General features: G+C 57.3%; 15 protein-coding genes. 9 read left to right on the top strand and 6 right to left on the bottom strand.

What is annotated here, in order from left to right:
* Nucleotides 1–2: 2 nt before the first annotated feature.
* Nucleotides 3–1946, bottom strand: coding sequence for a TOMM precursor leader peptide-binding protein (locus tag PV433_RS25830; protein WP_332074911.1), 1944 nt, complete (start codon nt 1944–1946; stop codon nt 3–5).
* Entirely contained in the window at nt 1946–3865 is a 1920-nt protein-coding gene (locus PV433_RS25825) for a putative thiazole-containing bacteriocin maturation protein (RefSeq protein ID WP_332074910.1), read from the bottom strand. Before PV433_RS25825 ends, PV433_RS25830 begins: the two co-directional genes overlap by 1 nt.
* Nucleotides 3866–4229: 364 nt before the next feature.
* On the opposite strand from PV433_RS25825, the gene PV433_RS25820 reads away from it, so the two are divergent.
* On the top strand, nt 4230–4409 hold the full coding sequence (locus PV433_RS25820) for a hypothetical protein (RefSeq protein ID WP_332074909.1): 180 nt from the start codon (nt 4230–4232) through the stop codon (nt 4407–4409).
* A gap of 644 nt (nt 4410–5053) precedes the next feature.
* On the opposite strand, the gene PV433_RS25815 is transcribed toward PV433_RS25820, so the two are convergent.
* Complete coding sequence (locus PV433_RS25815; RefSeq protein ID WP_332074908.1) at nt 5054–6055, bottom strand: Gfo/Idh/MocA family protein; 1002 nt, start codon at nt 6053–6055, stop codon at nt 5054–5056.
* A 243-nt stretch (nt 6056–6298) separates the two neighbouring features.
* Between PV433_RS25815 and PV433_RS25810 the strand changes: the two genes are divergently transcribed.
* Entirely contained in the window at nt 6299–6493 is a 195-nt protein-coding gene (locus PV433_RS25810) for a hypothetical protein (RefSeq protein ID WP_332074907.1), read from the top strand.
* 134 nt (nt 6494–6627) lie between these two features.
* On the opposite strand, the gene PV433_RS25805 is transcribed toward PV433_RS25810, so the two are convergent.
* Entirely contained in the window at nt 6628–7497 is an 870-nt protein-coding gene (locus tag PV433_RS25805; protein ID WP_332074906.1) for a stalk domain-containing protein, read from the bottom strand.
* A 222-nt stretch (nt 7498–7719) separates the two neighbouring features.
* Here PV433_RS25805 and PV433_RS25800 point away from each other — a divergent pair, with 222 nt between their 5' ends.
* The 4 genes from PV433_RS25800 (at nt 7720) to wsfD (ending at nt 11314) form a co-directional block, all read left to right on the top strand.
* Nucleotides 7720–8049 (top strand): diadenylate cyclase domain-containing protein, encoded by a 330-nt coding sequence (locus PV433_RS25800; protein ID WP_332074905.1) that lies wholly within the window; start codon nt 7720–7722, stop codon nt 8047–8049.
* A 324-nt stretch (nt 8050–8373) separates the two neighbouring features.
* On the top strand, nt 8374–9432 hold the full coding sequence (locus PV433_RS25795; RefSeq protein WP_332074904.1) for a glycosyltransferase family 2 protein: 1059 nt from the start codon (nt 8374–8376) through the stop codon (nt 9430–9432).
* The gene (locus PV433_RS25790; protein WP_332074903.1) at nt 9429–9881 is read left to right on the top strand and encodes a GtrA family protein; all 453 of its coding nucleotides are present in this window, start codon (nt 9429–9431) and stop codon (nt 9879–9881) included. Before PV433_RS25795 ends, PV433_RS25790 begins: the two co-directional genes overlap by 4 nt.
* Nucleotides 9878–11314, top strand: a complete 1437-nt coding sequence (gene wsfD, locus PV433_RS25785; protein ID WP_332074902.1) for a glycan biosynthesis hexose transferase WsfD — start codon at nt 9878–9880, stop codon at nt 11312–11314. The genes PV433_RS25790 and wsfD overlap by 4 nt, the downstream gene beginning before the upstream one ends.
* A gap of 315 nt (nt 11315–11629) precedes the next feature.
* On the opposite strand, the gene pdxR is transcribed toward wsfD, so the two are convergent.
* Nucleotides 11630–13201: a MocR-like pyridoxine biosynthesis transcription factor PdxR gene (gene pdxR / locus PV433_RS25780; RefSeq protein ID WP_332074901.1), complete on the bottom strand. Its 1572-nt coding sequence runs from the start codon at nt 13199–13201 to the stop codon at nt 11630–11632.
* A gap of 104 nt (nt 13202–13305) precedes the next feature.
* On the opposite strand from pdxR, the gene PV433_RS25775 reads away from it, so the two are divergent.
* Complete coding sequence (locus tag PV433_RS25775; protein WP_332074900.1) at nt 13306–14298, top strand: EamA family transporter; 993 nt, start codon at nt 13306–13308, stop codon at nt 14296–14298.
* 81 nt (nt 14299–14379) lie between these two features.
* Here the strand turns inward: PV433_RS25775 and PV433_RS25770 are convergent, their stop codons facing one another.
* Entirely contained in the window at nt 14380–15585 is a 1206-nt protein-coding gene (locus PV433_RS25770; protein ID WP_332074899.1) for an MFS transporter, read from the bottom strand.
* A 264-nt stretch (nt 15586–15849) separates the two neighbouring features.
* Here PV433_RS25770 and PV433_RS25765 point away from each other — a divergent pair, with 264 nt between their 5' ends.
* Complete coding sequence (locus tag PV433_RS25765; RefSeq protein WP_332074898.1) at nt 15850–16305, top strand: hypothetical protein; 456 nt, start codon at nt 15850–15852, stop codon at nt 16303–16305.
* A 105-nt stretch (nt 16306–16410) separates the two neighbouring features.
* The gene (locus PV433_RS25760; protein WP_332074897.1) at nt 16411–17187 is read left to right on the top strand and encodes a hypothetical protein; all 777 of its coding nucleotides are present in this window, start codon (nt 16411–16413) and stop codon (nt 17185–17187) included.
* The last annotated feature ends 19 nt before the right edge of the window (nt 17188–17206 follow it).

The raw sequence follows: 17206 nt of genomic DNA, 5'->3' as shown, positions 1-17206 counted from the left end.
GGCTACGGGAACGGATGCGGATGCACGTTGAGCTGCTCTTTGCAGAGCGGCTGCTTCGCATAACCGAGCTTCGCCGGAACGTTCAGCACCCTCTCCAGCCCCTCCACCCGGATCAGATGGTGGCCGAACGTCATCGGCAGCATCCCCGGTATGAGCACCTTGACACAGTGCAGTCCGTTGCGTCTCAGCTCCGGAGCCGTCTGGTCCACCACGATCACATCCATACCCAGCTCGCGAAACGTATGAAGCACGTCCTTCAGATCGTCGGTCAGGTCGGCGCGGGCAGGGGGACGCCTGAACTCCTCCGCAAACGTGCGCAGCGGCCGGTCGCCTCCGAGCAGGAAGTGAAGCCGCTTCTCAGCCTCCGGCAAACTGTAGACCATCGAATGGTCATCCATCGTCCGCACGAGCGCCGAATCGTGCAGCATGTTCTCGTACGCCGAGCGGTTCGTTTCGATCTTCTCATCCAGCGTCAGCATCATCCCGGACAGCTCATGGAGGGCGCCCTTCACCGCCCGCACCGGATCCGGATGGGCCGCCGCCGCACAAATCATATGAATCCCTTTCGGTTTTTGGTTTTTCGCGATGGCCCAGATGCCGGGTATTCCGTTCTCCATCGTCGCATTGTACAGATGCAGCTCGAAGCCCGCCACCGCCTGCAGCCGGCCTATCATCAGCTCGAGCTCCCGGTCGCCGACGGAGTTAGGGTCCAGGCGCGGAAGCGGCAGCTGCGCATACCAGGTCAGCAGAAACGAATCGCGCTCCACCACCTCCATAATGCCGTAAAAAACAGCTTCTTCGAGGCTTCCGCCCAATGCGCAGCCGTTGGACGTCTCGTAGACGAAACCTTGTCCGCAGCTCGAGCTGTAATAGGCAAGCTGCTGCGGCACGCGAACCGGTCTTTCCTGCAAAAACGAATACCCCCAAACCCAATCGATCGGCTGGTCCGGATCAAACGGAGTAAACGGGAAACCGGGCTGCCCGTATTGCTCCTTGCCATACAATCCGACGGCGGCAGGATTCAGCGCCTGATCCGCCAAATTGCGGTAGCTGTCCCGGATCACGGTCCGCTTGCCGCGGGGAGCCATCCCGCAGTAGCGCTCCAGGCCTTCCAAAATAGCCGCCAGCTCGCTGTCCGCATACGAATGCGTCCGCCCCGCAGTCGCCTCATCGTGGCCGAACATCGGCAAGGTGACGCTCGCATCGGCGAACGGCGACAGGAAGTCCATCCGTTTGCTGTTCAGAAGGCCGGTCCTGTAATCCAGATAATCGGTCGTCAAAACCTGCCTCAGGTCGGCCAGCGAACGGCTGCGGTAGCTGTTCGGACTTGTCTTCGGACTGGGCCGCAGTACGATCCGGGCCCCCTCTGCCGTGTCGTCCGGCACGTTGCCGCAAACCGGACATTCCGGGTCCGGCAGGATGACGTGGCCGGAGACGCCCAGCGACTTCATGTTGATAACGAACACCCGTTCTCCCATCCGGGAACATGCCCCCTCCAGCACGCTCCGGGTTTCCGCGGCAATCAGTTGCGCCATCTGGTGCAGCCCTGTTCGCGAAGCCCAACTATCGCGAGCGATGCCGCCGGACTTGTCGAGAAGCTGCTGCAGCCTCCACGTCTCCTTCCGGTCGCGTCCCGCCATCAGGATGCGGGTGTCCGCACATCCGGAGCAGCCGGCGGTTCCCGGCCGGACGAGCGGCCCGATCCGGCCTTCGCCGAAGGCGACGAACCCCCGCAGCCACGGAATGCCCGCCGCCTGCATAACCTGTTCCGCCTCGCGATGGACGGAAGGAGACCAGGCGTCGTGCAGCACCAGCGCAAAGCTCGTTTCCGCCGGCACCCCCGCGCCGAACCCCGGCAGCCGTACAAGCTCGCATACGTCCGCCAGCTCCCTGCCCGCCATATCGGCTAATAACCCTTTCCCTACAACAGCAACGACCCGGTTCATCAAGGCATCACCTCCCGCAGCGCAACGCCCAGCACAACTCCCGGCATTTGTTTCAGAAAAGGCTCCGCCGCCAGATCCGCCAGATGGAGCTGCTTGCCGTTCCTTCGCAGCACATGCAGAGCGTCCCGCACATCGGCCGGCGTCGCGACTTCCCCGCTTGCCGGGATCGCCACGGGGCCGTACGTTCCTCCGCCCTGCACAATCGCCGAAGCTTCCACCGTTTGGGCAGCCCCCCTGCCGGCTTCATTTTGCCCGTTCATCAGCGCCCCCTGCAGCGCTTTTCGCAACGCCCGGGTCAGATTCAATCCCGCGCTGCCGTACCAGCGGCCGCCTGTGCCGACCCATACGACAGGTAATCCGAACAACTCTTCTCCCAAACCGACTATCGGTATCCCCCGCATGATCGTCAGAGCCTGCAAGTAAAACCGGCACCGCTCATCCTCCATTGCGCCCAGCTCCAGCGGAGATATAACAGGTGCCGCCCCGGCATGCCGCTTGGCCAGCTGTCCGTCCAGACACGACTGGATTCCCCGGGCAGCAGCCTCCGCAGCCGTCGCCCCCGCTCCGACGCCGGCGACCTCGCCCAGACGGCCGTTTGTCCGCCTCGACACATACGTCTCAAGCCCGGCCAATCCCGCCTCCCGCCGCGCTTCCTCATGAGTAAATCCGCTGCATACCGTCTCCGGCAGCAGTCCGGCAGGTCCATCGCCCAGCGGATCGGCCGCTTGAACGAGACATTGCGAGAGCGGGAGCTGGCGCAGATCCGCTTCCTCCCAAGCGTGGAAGATCCCCGTCTGCTTTGAAGTCAGCTGATTGAAATAATGGAGCAGCCCGTTCGTTCCGCCTCCTGCAGATGCATCTACCAGCCTCGCCTCCGCCTCCGGAATCCATTCTGGCGCTAATTGCGTGCCCGCGTCCGCCGAAGGATGCGGCAGCACTTGATGCCAGCTGCCTTCAAGCGTCTCCAGATTGAGCATATACACCCCATTTCTCAGTCCGGATTCCCCGGTTTCCGTAACGGTCTTCAAATGCTCGAACACGAGCACGTTCGCCAGCATCGCCGCTGCCGTAGGCGAGAACGCGTGCAGCTCCGGATCTTTGTGAATTTCCGTCCGGTGCAGGCGGCGCCAGGCCGACTCCCAGGTCACCTCGGCACCCGGCGCGACGAGCGGCCCCGCCACCCCCGCCTGGTGCAGGAACATCGCCGGGAACAGCCGTTTCCCCTCCTCTCTGCAAACCGATTGAAGCGTTCGCACTTCCCCGATGTCGCCGTCCGGAGACACGTACATGACGGTTTGGAACGGCCGCACCAGCTCCCGCCAAGCGGCTTCCCCGCCGCCCGGCCAAGCGAGCTCCTTCACCTCCAACTCCGCATCCGCTTGATAGGCGTGCCGCACCAGCTCGTTCAACCGGCTCCGGTTCGTCGGGACCGCATCCGTAAGGACCACGTCAAACTTGGGAAGCCCGGACTCGAGCAAGGCGGACACGAGCGATAAGACAAAAGGACCCGAGCCCACCGTCAATACCCGGGCCTCGCGGTAACGCTCGAACCGGTACGCCCCGGAAGGGCCGAAGCTGTCCAAAAAGGCAATCTGCGAGCCGTATCGCTCCATAATCGTCTCCGGCAGCAGACAGGGCCGGTCCTGGCTGACATCCCGGGCGAAGCCATTGCGATACAACGTCTCGGCGATCGCATATACCCGTTCCCGGTAAGGAGCGGACAGCCCGTCCGTCAGTTCCCCAAGCGTATGCTCTCCGTTAAACATCGGGAATAGCTTCTCGATCCATCGGTCCATCATCTCGCCCTCCATACGGAAGGTGCCGACGTTATTGCGGAAATAAACGCCCCCGTCTGGATCAGGGAGATAAAACGTATCTCCCTTTATTTTCAGTCGCGCCGCTTGCGTCAATTGGTTCATTCCATTCCCCCCAGCTATCCGATTAGGCGGTAATACCCGTTCTTTGTCATCTTATGTAGACCTCTTTGTCCCTCATGAGTTGAATTATGCAAACAGGGCTTGGGTAAGCGGAAGAGGCGGCCGCTGAACAAGTCCCTCCTCCTAGTACCGTAAATTACCTGATTTCACGAAGGGAACCAGCTTGACTCTGGACGCCGCGCTATAACATCTTGCTTGCGAGCAGATTGAAGGCACAGACGGCCGCCCGCCCGCAGAACCTCCTATTCAGGCGTGTAATCATTAAAAAAAAGACCGCTTTAGCCTGTAAATGGCTATAAAACGGTCTTTCCCCTGGTTTGGAGCAAATTCCTGCGGGTGTGACGACTTGGTGGAATTAACGGCAGCGGTGATGGCAGTTTCCGACGCAGTTATGACAGAAGCCTCCGCAATTATTGCAGAAACCGCCGCAAAAGCCCCCGCAGAAACCACCGCAAAAGCCGACGCAAAACCCGACGCAAAACCCGCCGAACCCGACGCACAGCCGGGACGGATCGGCCGGATATGACCCCTGCTGATACGGATGTCCCGCTTGATAAGGTTGCCCCGGCTGATACGGGTATTGCTGATTCCAGGGTGTCACCTGACCGGTCTGAAACTGGGAAACGCTTAGCTGCTCAAGCTCGTTTTTGAATTCATTCATTGTGTCAGTACCTCCGTTATGTTGAATTCCGATTGCTGATGCGAAACGTTTGGGGATCGCTTGCGAGTGATGATTCAATTTATGGGGAAACGTCCGCTCTTGTTCCTGATGAAAAAGCCCATTTTTGGGCGAACGACCCGGCAATCTCTCCAGTTAACTCGCTTCCGTTCAAACGCCCGCCGCTGCGCCGTCTAAGGAGGTACCTTCCTTATGCTCTTCCTTCATTCCCGTATGGGTTATGTTCAGCCCGCTGGCGGGGTCGTCTACCTTCTTGCGGATATTAGCAGTTACAACGCTCTTATTTCTTGTTCAAGCGAGTGTTCGGACAAAATAAAGGTTACAAACCGCTCTTACTCGGTCTTTCCCCATTTGAATCCAGCCAGAAGGCCGAATAACCACCGCGCTCCATGGACCTTTTCTTTTCCTCCGAGACGTTGAAAAAAGACTGCCGATGGGCTCGGCAGTCTTCATGAGGACCGCTGCTTAGGGGGTGGCCCGGCCCCTCTGAATCAGGAATCAAGCTGCGGATCGCCATCCGATCCGTTCAACCGGACAGGACGCCCCTCCCTCGCAGACACGTTGGCGGCGGCCGTCGCTTCGAACGTGCGGAACGCATCCGCGTAATCGGAACGAATCAGCGACCGGTCTCCGGTCCGCACCGCGTGCAGGAACGCGGTGTTCTCCTGAACGTAAGGGTCCGTCAAGTTCCGGTATTCGGTCGTACGGTCCCGGCCAATTTCCTTCAGCCCGGTGAAGCGGATTTCCAGTACGCCTTCGCTTGTGTACACATCCAGCCCGTTCGTATGTCCCCTGGGGAGCATGCACGTGTTGGAGATCGTCGCCGCTATGCCGCCCGCAAGCTTCATCGTGACGGTTCCGACATCCGGCACATCCATATCCTCCAGTGTACGATGGACATGCACGTTCCCGTAGACCGCATACACTTCGGTAATCTCGCCGCACAAATAACGGACCAGGTCGACCACATGCGTGCTCTGCTCCATGAACTGGCCGCCCGAGCCTTGCATCCGTCTCCACCAAGGCGTCTTCGGCATCGTCCCCATCCAGTAGCCGAGAGCCAGACCTGTCGTCGCTTGCTGCAGCCGCTCGCGCGCTCTGGTAACGGAATCGAGATAACGCCAGTTGTAGCCGACGGACGTTACGAGCTGGCTGCGGACGACGAGATCCCGTACCGGTCGGAGCGGAGCAGGGTCGATTCCGAGCGGTTTTTCGACCAGAAAAGGAATTCCGCGTTCGGCCGCACTGCGTTCCAACTCCCCGTGCGCCATAGGAGGAACACAGATATACAGCGCATCCAGTTCCGCCGATTCCATCATCTGTTCGGCGGTCCGGTAAGCCTTGGCGTTCGGCCAATTGCGCGCCGCTTGCTCCGCCCGTTCCATGCTTTTGCCGCAAAAGCCTACGACCTCTACACCGTCCATACGGGCTAACAGCTTCTGATGCTTATCGGTAAAATTACCCGATCCGATAAATCCGATGCGCTGCTTCATAGGAGCATCTCCGTTCTGCCGGCCAGCTTGATTCGGCGGGCAATGTTCTTTTATAGAGAACTAAGTTCTATAAATATTATAAAAGTAAACCAAGTCGCTATCAACATAATTCTCAAAAATACGATCGATCCCGCGACAGCTATCAGGCCGACCCGAACTTGGGTTCTTACCGGATCGGCAGGGAGCTTCGGGAACGCGCTCCGACCTCTTATGCTACGAGTAAAAAATGTTTAACCGAGCTGTTTGCCTATTTGGAACCGGCATCTGGAACCCGGCGAAGAAGCGGAGCTGTTCGCCTGCTGGGCGGATAACAGCGGCCGGTTCCCCGAGCCCCGAAACCCGGAGCTGGACCTCGTGCTGGAGCTGAATACGTTCGAGCTGAGGGAAGAATTCGAATGGAAGCAGCAGCAGTATATTCGGGTTAAGGAAAGCTGTTAATCGACTATTCGAAGCCTTTTCCGCATATCTAGTGCTCGGAGTAAGAGAGGCAGGCTGTTCTCGCGAGCAGAAGGATCAGCTTCGTTGAAGCCTACTTATACTCTCATCGGAGCCTAAAAAAGCGGACGGCCGCTTCACATCGGCGATACCGGTAAAGCCGCCTCTTGCTTCCAGATGCCGCGTCCGTTCACCCGGGCGTCCGATTGCAGCGATTGGAACAGCTCCCTCCAGCGCAAGTCCGGCGGGACGGCTTCCGCTAACGCGTAACCTTCGGCGATCAGCATGGCGTTAACCATCGTCCCGTCGTCGAGATATAGGTAGGCGGGGACGCGGTCTTCCGAATCTCGCTTTTTCGTATCGATCTCGATACCGACCGTTTTCCCTTCAAGCTGTTCCAGGATGGAGCCGGCGGCCGCCTTGCCGAGCTGCAAGCTCTGCTCGCCGCCTTCTCCGCCAGGCGCCGGAATGTTCACGCCGATGAGCCGGACCGTTTCCGCTGCCGGGTGCTGCTCTCCGATCGGCAGGACCTCTACAGCAGCGCCATCCGCCGCTTTGCTTACGACCCCGGCCCGTTTGGAACGCGAACTGATGAGAATCGTCCGGGTGTAGCTTTCCCATCCCACCTCCGCGCCAAGCGATTCCGCTACGAAGCGAACCGGCATCAGCGTATGGCCCCCGACTACTTGTCCCGGAACGGGCAGCACGATCAGTTGCTCATCCCGGTACGCCGCCGTATCTCCGATTTTGTACTGGAGGACGCGATCTCCCCGGGTCGCTTTAAAGGCTTTCATCTCTTGATTCCACTCGACCGTGGCTCCAAGCTCCTCCAACAGGTGGCGAAGCGGAACGAGCGTAATCCCTTCGACAGTCACCGGCTGAACCTCGAATTCGATCGTATATCCGTTCAGCATCAGCTTGGGCGGCGCCTGTTGCTCCGCATGCACGGGCGTGAACAGAAGCAGCAATCCAACTACCAGGATGACGGCGGCAAATCGTTCGAACATGGAAGACATTCCCCTTTTCATTCGTTTTCCAGCTTATGTAAATACGCCGAAATCGGGCGAAAGTTGCTTGGGAACCCGAAATTCGCTCAAGCAGCCGCCCATTCGGATAAAAGATTCAAGGAACGCAAACACTAGGGACCGAACTGGTAACGACTAGAAAAATGCGTCGATCGTTGTCCGTTTCAGCACACTCTACCTGCGAATCGAGGTATCCATCCCGACATGACTCAGCCCGACTGCAGCTCTTCCTGGATCAAGAACCGGCTGAAAGAAGAATTGATCGAGCTGTCCGAGCTTCTCCGTCATCATATCGAGCAACTTCCCGAAGAGAACGTCTGCCTGATGAAGCAATTCGAGTCGATGCGGACGAAGATGACGCATCTCGTGACGACGGCAGCCTCCTACTATTTAAATTGCTATCTATCTCCCTATACCGCCAAATACGAGGCGATCTCGACCAGCGTCCAGCATCTGTGTAATCGCTTCATCACATCCGCGACAGACAACTGGCAGCCATCCATCCGTCTGCAACCTACCGACTGCAGCCGGTAGGGCGAATGAACCCGTTTTTTTGTTTCTCCCTTCGCCGATCCTACTTTCACGTATTTCACCGTAAGCCCTCGTTCCAAGCGGCCTCCCTCCTTCTGCGAAGAGCGGTATTTGTACGCGATAGCTTCCTCCGGTTTCTAAGCTTTTCCGAATGTTTCACACCGGCAACCTGTTTCGCAAAAACGCCAAATGTTGTAATGTATACATGTCGCCTTGGAACTTTCATCCCCCTTTCGGCGTCAATAATAGGGGTGGTTTGTCCCGAAGGTATGAGCGTCCCCCTACATAGAGAGAATAGTAAAAATTGGATGGCTGGAGGAAATACGTATGGAGAAGCAAGGGCATTTACCCGTACTTGGCATCGTCGTACCTTGCTATAACGAAGAAGAAGTACTGCCCGAGACCGTATCGCAGCTTACCCGGATGCTGGAGCGGCTGGTACGCGAGAAACTGATCGCGGACGGAAGCTTTATGCTGTTCGTCGACGACGGAAGCCGGGACCGGACCTGGGAGCTGATCGAAAAGTACCGGAGCTCGAATCCGAGAGTATCCGGCCTGAAGCTTGCCCGCAACGCCGGTCACCAGAACGCGCTGCTCGCCGGACTGAACCGGGCCCGAAGCCGGGTCGACTGCGCCGTCTCGATCGATGCGGACCTGCAGGACGATCCGGAAGTGATCCGCGAGTTTATGATCAAGTACCATGAAGGGTTCGACATCGTCTACGGCATCCGGCAAAGCCGCGAAACCGACACCGCCTTCAAGCGCAGCACCGCTCAGACGTTTTACAAGCTGATGCGCAAAATGGGCGCCGACATCGAATACAACCATGCCGACTACCGGCTGATGAGCAAGCGGGCGCTCGAGCAGCTCGAGCGATTCAAGGAAGTTAATCTGTTTCTGCGCGGCATCGTGCCGATGATCGGCTTCAACGCGACGCGGGTTTATTTCGACCGGAAGGAACGGTTCGCCGGGGAATCCAAATATCCGCTGAAGAAGATGCTGGCCTTCGCCTGGGACGGCATTACGTCGCTCAGCGTGACGCCGATCCGTCTCGTGACGGCCGCAGGCTTCATCCTGTTCCTGATCAGCGTCGTCGCCGCGCTGTACTCCGTCATCCAAAAGCTGGCCGGCAATACCGTCACCGGCTGGACCTCGCTGATGCTGTCGCTCTGGTTTATCGGCGGCATCCAGCTCATCAGTCTCGGGCTGATCGGCGAATATATCGGCAAAATCTACAAAGAAGTCAAGCGCCGGCCGCTCTACATCGTCGATAAAGACCTGCACGCCGCGTCGGAGTCAGAGTCGGATAACCGGACTTCGCCGTTGGCGGCGTCGGATGAGCCCCGTCCTTCCGATCTCGGGCACGGGCTGGGGATGCGGTCATGAAGCTGACGGCGCTTGTGGATCGCACGTTTCTCCGTTTCCTGCTCGTAGGCGTGCTGAATACGATTGTCGGCCTGTCCTCCATCGCCTTTTTTCTGAATGTGGTCCATGCCGGCTATTGGGCTTCGACCTTTCTCGGCAACACGATCGGAGCGGTGGTCAGCTACTTTTTGAATAAACGGTTTACTTTCCGTTCGAATACGAGCATACGCAGCAGCCTGTGGAAGTTTTTCCTAATCACATTCATCTGTTACGGTCTATCCTACGGGGCCGGGCTCGCCGGCGGCCGGCTGCTGGCGGCCGTATTTCCGGGGTTCTCGGCCAAGCTGCTGGAAAACTTGTCCGCTTTGTTCGGCACAGGGCTGTATACCATCATGAACTACCTGGGACATAAATTTTTTACGTTTCGTCCGTCCGGGACGGTTGCGCGGCGGGCAGGTGAATCGTCATGAGGCGGGCATCCGGCATATCGCCTGTATCGCTTGGAACGATGGCGGCCGCTGTCGCCGTGTTCATTTATGTTCTGTTCGTGAAACCAATCGTGGGCATCGCCGACAACGGGGATTTTTTGCGCATTATGACGTCCGTCGGATTGGATTATTTAGATCCGAATCTGTCCTACGAGGATAAATATTTCGGCCATTTTATCCGGGAGTTCAAACTTGTTCCTCTCGGGATCGGCGGTTACGCTTCGACTCAGGTTCCATTCGTCATTCTGGCGACCTGGCTGAACCGGCTCATTTTCAGTACAACCGTGTTCGACATGCGCTCGATGGCGGTCGTGTACTCGGTGCTGCTGCTTGCCGCGTTCTGGGTGATGCTGCGCTATCACCGCGCCTGGCCGCTCATTGCCCGCATCGCGCTTGGCCTGGTACTCGTGTTCATATTCGCAGACGTCGGCTATATCGGCTACTTTAACTCGCTGTTCGGCGAGCCGATCTCGTACGTTTTTCTGCTGCTGACCGTCGGGCTGGCGCTCGGCCTCTCTTCAAGCGAACACCCCACGCGAAGGCTGCTGATCTTGTTTTTCGTCTGTGCGATATTGCTGACCGGCTCGAAGGTGCAAAACGCTCCGGTAGGCGTACTGATCGCCCTGCTCGGCCTGCGTTTCCTGCGGATGCGCAGCGACGGGGCTTGGTGCAAGACGGTCATCGGCTTCTCCGCTTTTCTGGCCGTCGGCTCGCTGGCGATGTACGTACTGGCGCCGAAGCAGCTTAAAGAAATCAATATGTACCAGACGGTGTTTTACGGCGTTCTGAAAGATTCGCCTACGCCCGAGCAGGATCTGGAGGAGCTCGGCATTCCGCAGGAGCTGGCCGTTTTGGCCGGGACGAACTTTTTTGAGGAGACGTCGATTCCGCAGCGCGACCCGGTGATGTACGAGAAGTTTTACGATCGGATCAGCCATGGGAAAATCGCGCTGTTTTACTTGAAGCATCCCGGCCGGCTGATAGCCAAGCTGGAGGTGGCCGCGCAAAACGGGATGACGATCCGGCCGTATTACCTCGGCACGTACGAGAAAGGCGAAGGCATGTCGAGAGGTGCCGTATCGGCCAAGTTCGACTGGTGGAGCGAATGGAAAAAAAACGTGCTGCCGAACACGCTGTGGTTTCTGATCCCGTTCTGCCTGGTCTATTACGCCGTTATCGCGCTGGAGCGCCGAAGGGCGGCCTCGCTCGGGGGCAAAATATATACGGAAACGTTCGCTCTCGTCGGCCTCATCGGCCTGATCTCGTTCCTCATCCCGATTATCGGCGATGGGGAAGCCGATCTGAGCAAGCATCTGTTCCTGTTTAACGTCTGCTTCGATATCATGTTCGCCTCCAGCGTGCTGTGGATCGTTTACCGGCTCGTGAGACTAGCCGGGGGCAGGACGTCGCGGTAATCTGGGTTTTTAGCCGCCGTACCAGTGAGGGCCGCCGGCCTGTCTCTTCCACTTGGAAGAAACGGGCCGGCGGCCCTTGGTATGGTTCCGCAGGAGTGGTGGGGGCACACTTGTCTTTAAGTCACCCTAGGGACCCGGCCTGTCCGGTCCCAACCCAGTCCAGCCGGGCTAAGCTGGCCTCAACTGAGCCGGCCCGCGTACTGCGATTCCACTTTGATCGCACCGCGATCCCACCACTTGACTGCCCGTGACTGTAGCCCATTCCCGCTCCTGCCCTTCCCGCTCTTGCCCTCTCATCTCGTTCATCCTGCCGGCCTACTGAACGCCCGCGGCTCCCCACGCTTCCTTCAACCGAGAGACACCCACCGCAATCTGCTCTTCGCTCAAATTGGCGAAGCCAAGCAGCAGCACGGAAGCGCCGATATTCGGTACCCTACTCATACTCACAGCCGTATCTCTACTCGCACCCGCACCCATACTCCCAACCGCATCCGCACTGCCACCCATCCTCGTACTCGCCCCCGTAACCGCAATCTCCGCATCCGCACCCATGCTCTCGCTTACATCCGTTCCCGGCGCATAATGAACCGACACCGGGTGCACGACGACCCCGGCCCGGCGCGCCAGCTCGATCCGCTCCGCCTCCCGCAGCTTGCCGGCAAACGCGGCTGCGATGTGCAGTCCCGCTTCCTCTCCGACGAAGCGGACGTCCTCCGCGAAGGTCGTCTTCAGCGCGGCGACCAGCGCTTCCTTTTTCCGGCCGTAGACGATTCGCATCTTCTGGAGATGCTTCGCCCAATGTCCGTCCCGGATAAACCGCTCCATCACCAGCTGATCCACCCGCGATACCGTCTGTGGATAAAAAGTCAGCCGCTCCTTATATCCCTCAAGCAAAGCGTGCGGCAGCACCATATAGCTGAGCCGCAGCGATGGCATCAGCGCCTTTGACAACGTCCCCACATACACGACCTTGCCGCCTCCATCGAGCCCTTGCAGCGCGGGAATCGGCATGCCCGCATAACGAAACTCGCTGTCGTAGTCGTCCTCGATCACATACCGGCCATCCTTCTCCTCCGCCCACCGCAGCAGCTCCGTTCTTCGCGCGATCGGCATCACCATACCCATCGGAAACTGATGCGAAGGCGTCACGTACACGATATCCGCATCCGACTTCCTTAACGCGCCGACGGATAACCCGTACCGGTCGAGCGGCACGAAGGCCGGCTCGACGCCCATCGCTTCGAACAGATGGCGTACCCGCGAATAACCCGGATTCTCCATCGCATAGCTGCTCCTGAGTCCGAGCAGCTGGACGAGCAGCATCAGCAGCGTTTGCGTGCCGGCGCCTACGACGATTTGCTCCGGCGAGCAGACAACGCCCCGCGCTTGATACAAATACCGCGACAGCTCCCGCCGCAGCCCGGGCTCTCCGCGCGAATCACCCAAAGTCGCCAGATCGGACCGGTCCGCCGACAGCACTTCCCGATACAGTCTCCGCCAGGCGCCGAACGGGAAAGCCGCAATATCCACCGCCGCGTGATCGAACGATAGATCCGGCGTCGTCTGCTTCTTCCCGGTCTCCTCCGGCGGGGCCGCAGGACGACGCTCCACCGCCTGCGCTCCACCGCCCCCCGACATCCCGATCTCGCCGGCATAATAACCGCTGCGCGGGCGCGCGACGATATATCCTTCCGCGACAAGCTGCTGATAGGCGGCATGTACGGTATTTTGGCTGATTTTCAAATGAGCGGACAAGCTGCGCTTGGACGGCAGCTTCGCATGAGGCCGGATCGCGCCGGATTCGATCTCGCTCCGGATATACCGGTACAGCTGCCGGTGAAGCGGGCCTGCCCCTTTCGCTACAAAAAAGGGAGTTAGTCCGATCATCGCCATCCCTCCATCTGATACCATCCATCGGTCAAATTCTGGTGCTTATCTACGGTATCACTTTCCGTTATACTCGGATGGAACCAGGAAATCAAGCAGAAAGCGTGGAACATTTCATGTCGGCGGCATTTGCTAATAAACGTTCATTCGGACTCGCGGCTATATTGCTCGGTTCGGCTTTTTTTGGAATCGGGGGCACGGTACTGGAATGGTTACATACGAATCGTCACTTCGACCTGGGGGGACTCGTCCCACTGAGGCTGATCCCGTCCGGTCTGCTGCTTCTCCTCTATCTACGGCTGCGGGGACACGACCTATGGGCGATCTGGAAGGATCGTTACTCGCGAAGCGGCATCGTTGCATACGGGATCGGCGGCATACTCGGCATGCAGTTTTCTTTTATGCAGACGGTGGAGAACGGGAGCGCCGTAACGGCGACTTTATTTCAATTCTTAGGTCCTGCCCTCATAGCGGTTTATATAGCATGGAAAAGCAGACGTGCGCCCTTCTTGACGGAATGGTCGTCGTTTCTGATCGCACTCGCGGGGATCGTCCTCGTCTTGACGAACGGAGTCTTCGGAGAGACTGTTTTCTCAAAAGCCGGGGTGCTGTGGGGAGTATGTACGGCTTTTGCGTTTGCCTTCTACACAGTCTACCCCGTCCGTCTGTTGGACCGCTGGGGAGCGCTGTTGTGCAGCGGCTGGGGAATGCTGATCGGAGGCGTATTTTACAGCGGAGTCTCTATGCTGCTTCCGGGAGCCGCTTGGTTTCCGTCAGGCCGGTTCGATGCCGTCTCGCTCGTCTTGATCGCATTCGTCATCGTGTTCGGGACGGCTTGCGCCTTTACGTTATGTGCAGCAAGTCTGAAGGTTTTAAGCCCGACTGTAGCGGGCATTCTGTCCGGTATGGAGCCGCTTGCGGCCGTGGCCACGACCGTGCTGTGGCTGATGAAGCCGTTCGGGATGTGGCAAACGGCGGGGGCGATCTTTATCGTAGCTTCGACTGTGCTCTTATCGGCGAAACCGACAGAAGGGCTGCCCCGGCAAACCCGGAACAACCCTTCCCCTTCCAATTCCACTGTAAGGACCGGCCTCTGAGGACCGGTCCCTTTTTCATTTTTCGGGTAACACTTAGCCGAGCAATCCACCCGGGTATAACGCTCGTTCCAGACCGCTTCCTTAGTCCTTCCGATCCTTCGGAAGAAAAACGGCCAGTACGCCGAGCAAAGGCAAATATGCGCACAGCTTCATAATATAAGCGATGCTGGTCGCATCGGCGATCCAGCCGAGCACGACCGAACCGAGGCCGCCAAGACCGAAGGCGAGGCCAAAAAACAGCCCCGATACGAGTCCCACATTGCCTGGAAGCAGCTCCTGCGCATACACGACAATGATCGAGAACGCCGACGATAAGACGAAACCGGCGCAAGCGACCAGAATGCACGACCAGAACAGATCGGCATAAGGCAGCATTATCGAAAAAGGCGCCGTACCGAAGATGGATAACCAGATCATATTCCTTCTTCCGTACCGGTCGGCGAGCGGTCCGCCAAAAAAGGTTCCGGCCGCAGCCGCAAACAAAAAGGCGAACAGAAACAGCTGCGCATGCTCGACTGTGACGCCGAAGCCGTCGATCAAATAAAACGAGAAAAAGCTTGTAATGCTCGACATGTACACATACTTCGAGAAAACTAGAAACACTAAAATAATGATAGCGGACACGATCTGAAACTGACTCAGCTGCAATTTCCGCTCGCCCGCAGCGCCGCGCTTCGAAGACGGCCTGGGAGCCGCCTGCATCTGTTTGTACCATCCTGCCACATAATACTGAATGGCGATTCCCGCCAGCGCCGCAAAGGCGAACCAGATCACGCCGAACTGGCCGAGCGGAACGAACAGCACAGCCGTCATAATCGGTCCGAGCGAGCTGCCGATGTTGCCCCCCACCTGGAAGATCGATTGAGCGAGGCCCCTCTTCCCTCCCGCCGCAAGATAAGCGACCCGGGACGATTCCGGATGGAAGATGGCCGATCCGATCCCCATCAGAATGACCGCCAGCAAAATAGTCGTAAAGTTCGGGGCCATCGCCAGCGAGACGATACCGGCCAGTGTAAATACGACTCCGGCGGGCAAAATGTACGGGCGCGGACGGATGTCCGCATACGAGCCGATAATCGGCTGCAAAATCGACGCCGTAATGTTCATCGCGAAGGCGATCCAGCCGATCTGGCTGTAGGACAAGCTAAGCGATTCTTTCAATATAGGGAAAAGTGCAGATACCGTCGACTGCATCGTATCGTTCAGCAGATGGACGATACTGATGGCGAACAGGATCGGAAATACGGTTTTTGAGACAGGTGCTGCCTGGTTCGCCGTTCTTGCCATGCTGTTCATCTCCCAAGTTAATCTTCACGGCCGAATCGAGAATCATAACGGCTACTGAGATTATGCGATTATAGCACGATCGCGGAGCAAGTCAACAGAAAAAACAGGTCCGCTTCCGCTGCCCCATCCATCACCCGTCGTCAACTAGAAAAATTTCGAATATCCTCTTACAACCTGAAGTCGTGCTCAGGCGTTATTATCTATGTAAACCATTTCATTTAAGAGGGAAGGGTGTATTTTGTGAGAGTTTGGAGACATGCACTAGTGATTTGTATCATGCTGGTAGTTGCCGTCGTTATAACACCCGGCACATCGATGGCTTCCGTGAAGATGGAGCCGTTTGCCCGCACAGCGCCGCCGCCTGCCGATTTTCAGATTCAGGGACTGTTCGACTCTTCCAACACCTATCTCGATCAGGGCACGGCTACGATCAGTGACAATGGCAATCAGACGGTAAAGATTAGCGTCATCACCGAAGCCAAGTCCAGCGTTGCCTCCATCGGCGGAACCGTCTATCTGCAGAAATGGACAGGCACCCAGTGGATCAATGTAGGCTCCGCTTCGACAATCAGCGCTTCCAACGACTGGTATTTCTCGGGCGAGGTCGTGAAACCCGCGGAGCAGGGGTATTACTTCAGAGCGCGGGTCGTGCATTGGATCAACCACAACGGTGTGTACGAGCAAGGGGAAACGACTAGCGACAGCAGACTTGTTTCTTGATAGCGGAAGTTCACTTCAGCACTAGAAGAATGGCCGATACGGATAGTACTACAGCCTAGCTGGTAACCTGCACGATCCAAGACAATTAAAGCGGAGGACTTGAAATTGATACGGAACAAATGGATAACCTCATGTGGTTTGGCTGTGCTAATAGTATTTGGCGTTTATTGGATCAGCAGCATTTCTGCCAATACCACACAGCCGTCCGTGGTTACAGAAAGTCTAATGATTAAACAAAAAATGTTGAATGCAATCGACCACTACACCACCGCCAAGGGAACCTATCTTTATCGGTCTTCTTCTGGAAGCCTCGAACAGATCAGCTTCGATGTTAGACAGGGCAATAATCCGGGCAGCCATGTACGGATCAGCAATGAACAAGGTATCGTTCATAAAACCGGGACAGCTAGCGGAGGTCAAATTCTGATTACGAACGAAAAAGACAAATCTTATAAATTAGCATCGATCTCCCAAAATCCAGTTCCGCCTGCAACTGAAAGAGAACAGAATAAGGACGGAGAAGCTTATTATATTTACCGCAACGACCCCGCAGCCCCCATTGACGCCGGCAATGTTACATTCCCTCAAGCTCTTGCTTTTTGGCTTAAGGATGGCAAGTATAAAATTGTTGGCCATGAAACGTATTTAAATAGGGACGCGACCGTCATCGAGGGGGAGGTATTGCCAGAGAAGCGAAGTGCCGGTAAAACGTTTACAATGCGGGTTGATACCGAAACAGGTATATTGCTCCACTTTCTTATAAATAGCGATTCTCCTAAACCGGCCATGGAGATAAAAGTGCTGAACATTGAAATCGACGACACAGATTGGAACGAGGCGTTTAATCTTACGCCTCCGGAAAGCTTTACGACCGTTTCATAGCGAAGCTAAACTATAAAGG

This window comes from Paenibacillus sp. GYB004 (genome assembly GCF_036577605.1).
GTDB lineage: Bacteria > Bacillota > Bacilli > Paenibacillales > NBRC-103111 > Paenibacillus_AB > Paenibacillus_AB oceani.
Note: the sequence above shows the minus strand (reverse complement) of the source record. Positions and strands in the feature narration are given on the sequence as shown.

Bases quoted from the DNA above. Each gene is read 5' to 3' on its own strand.
- PV433_RS25830 (WP_332074911.1), bottom strand. From the start codon at position 1,946: ATGAACCGGGTCGTTGCTGTTGTAGGGAAAGGGTTATTAGCCGATATG.
- PV433_RS25825 (WP_332074910.1), bottom strand. From the start codon at position 3,865: ATGAACCAATTGACGCAAGCGGCGCGACTGAAAATAAAGGGAGATACG.
- PV433_RS25815 (WP_332074908.1), bottom strand. From the start codon at position 6,055: ATGAAGCAGCGCATCGGATTTATCGGATCGGGTAATTTTACCGATAAG.
- PV433_RS25805 (WP_332074906.1), bottom strand. From the start codon at position 7,497: ATGTTCGAACGATTTGCCGCCGTCATCCTGGTAGTTGGATTGCTGCTT.
- PV433_RS25800 (WP_332074905.1), top strand. From the start codon at position 7,720: ATGACTCAGCCCGACTGCAGCTCTTCCTGGATCAAGAACCGGCTGAAA.
- PV433_RS25795 (WP_332074904.1), top strand. From the start codon at position 8,374: ATGGAGAAGCAAGGGCATTTACCCGTACTTGGCATCGTCGTACCTTGC.
- PV433_RS25790 (WP_332074903.1), top strand. From the start codon at position 9,429: ATGAAGCTGACGGCGCTTGTGGATCGCACGTTTCTCCGTTTCCTGCTC.
- wsfD (WP_332074902.1), top strand. From the start codon at position 9,878: ATGAGGCGGGCATCCGGCATATCGCCTGTATCGCTTGGAACGATGGCG.
- pdxR (WP_332074901.1), bottom strand. From the start codon at position 13,201: ATGATCGGACTAACTCCCTTTTTTGTAGCGAAAGGGGCAGGCCCGCTT.
- PV433_RS25770 (WP_332074899.1), bottom strand. From the start codon at position 15,585: ATGGCAAGAACGGCGAACCAGGCAGCACCTGTCTCAAAAACCGTATTT.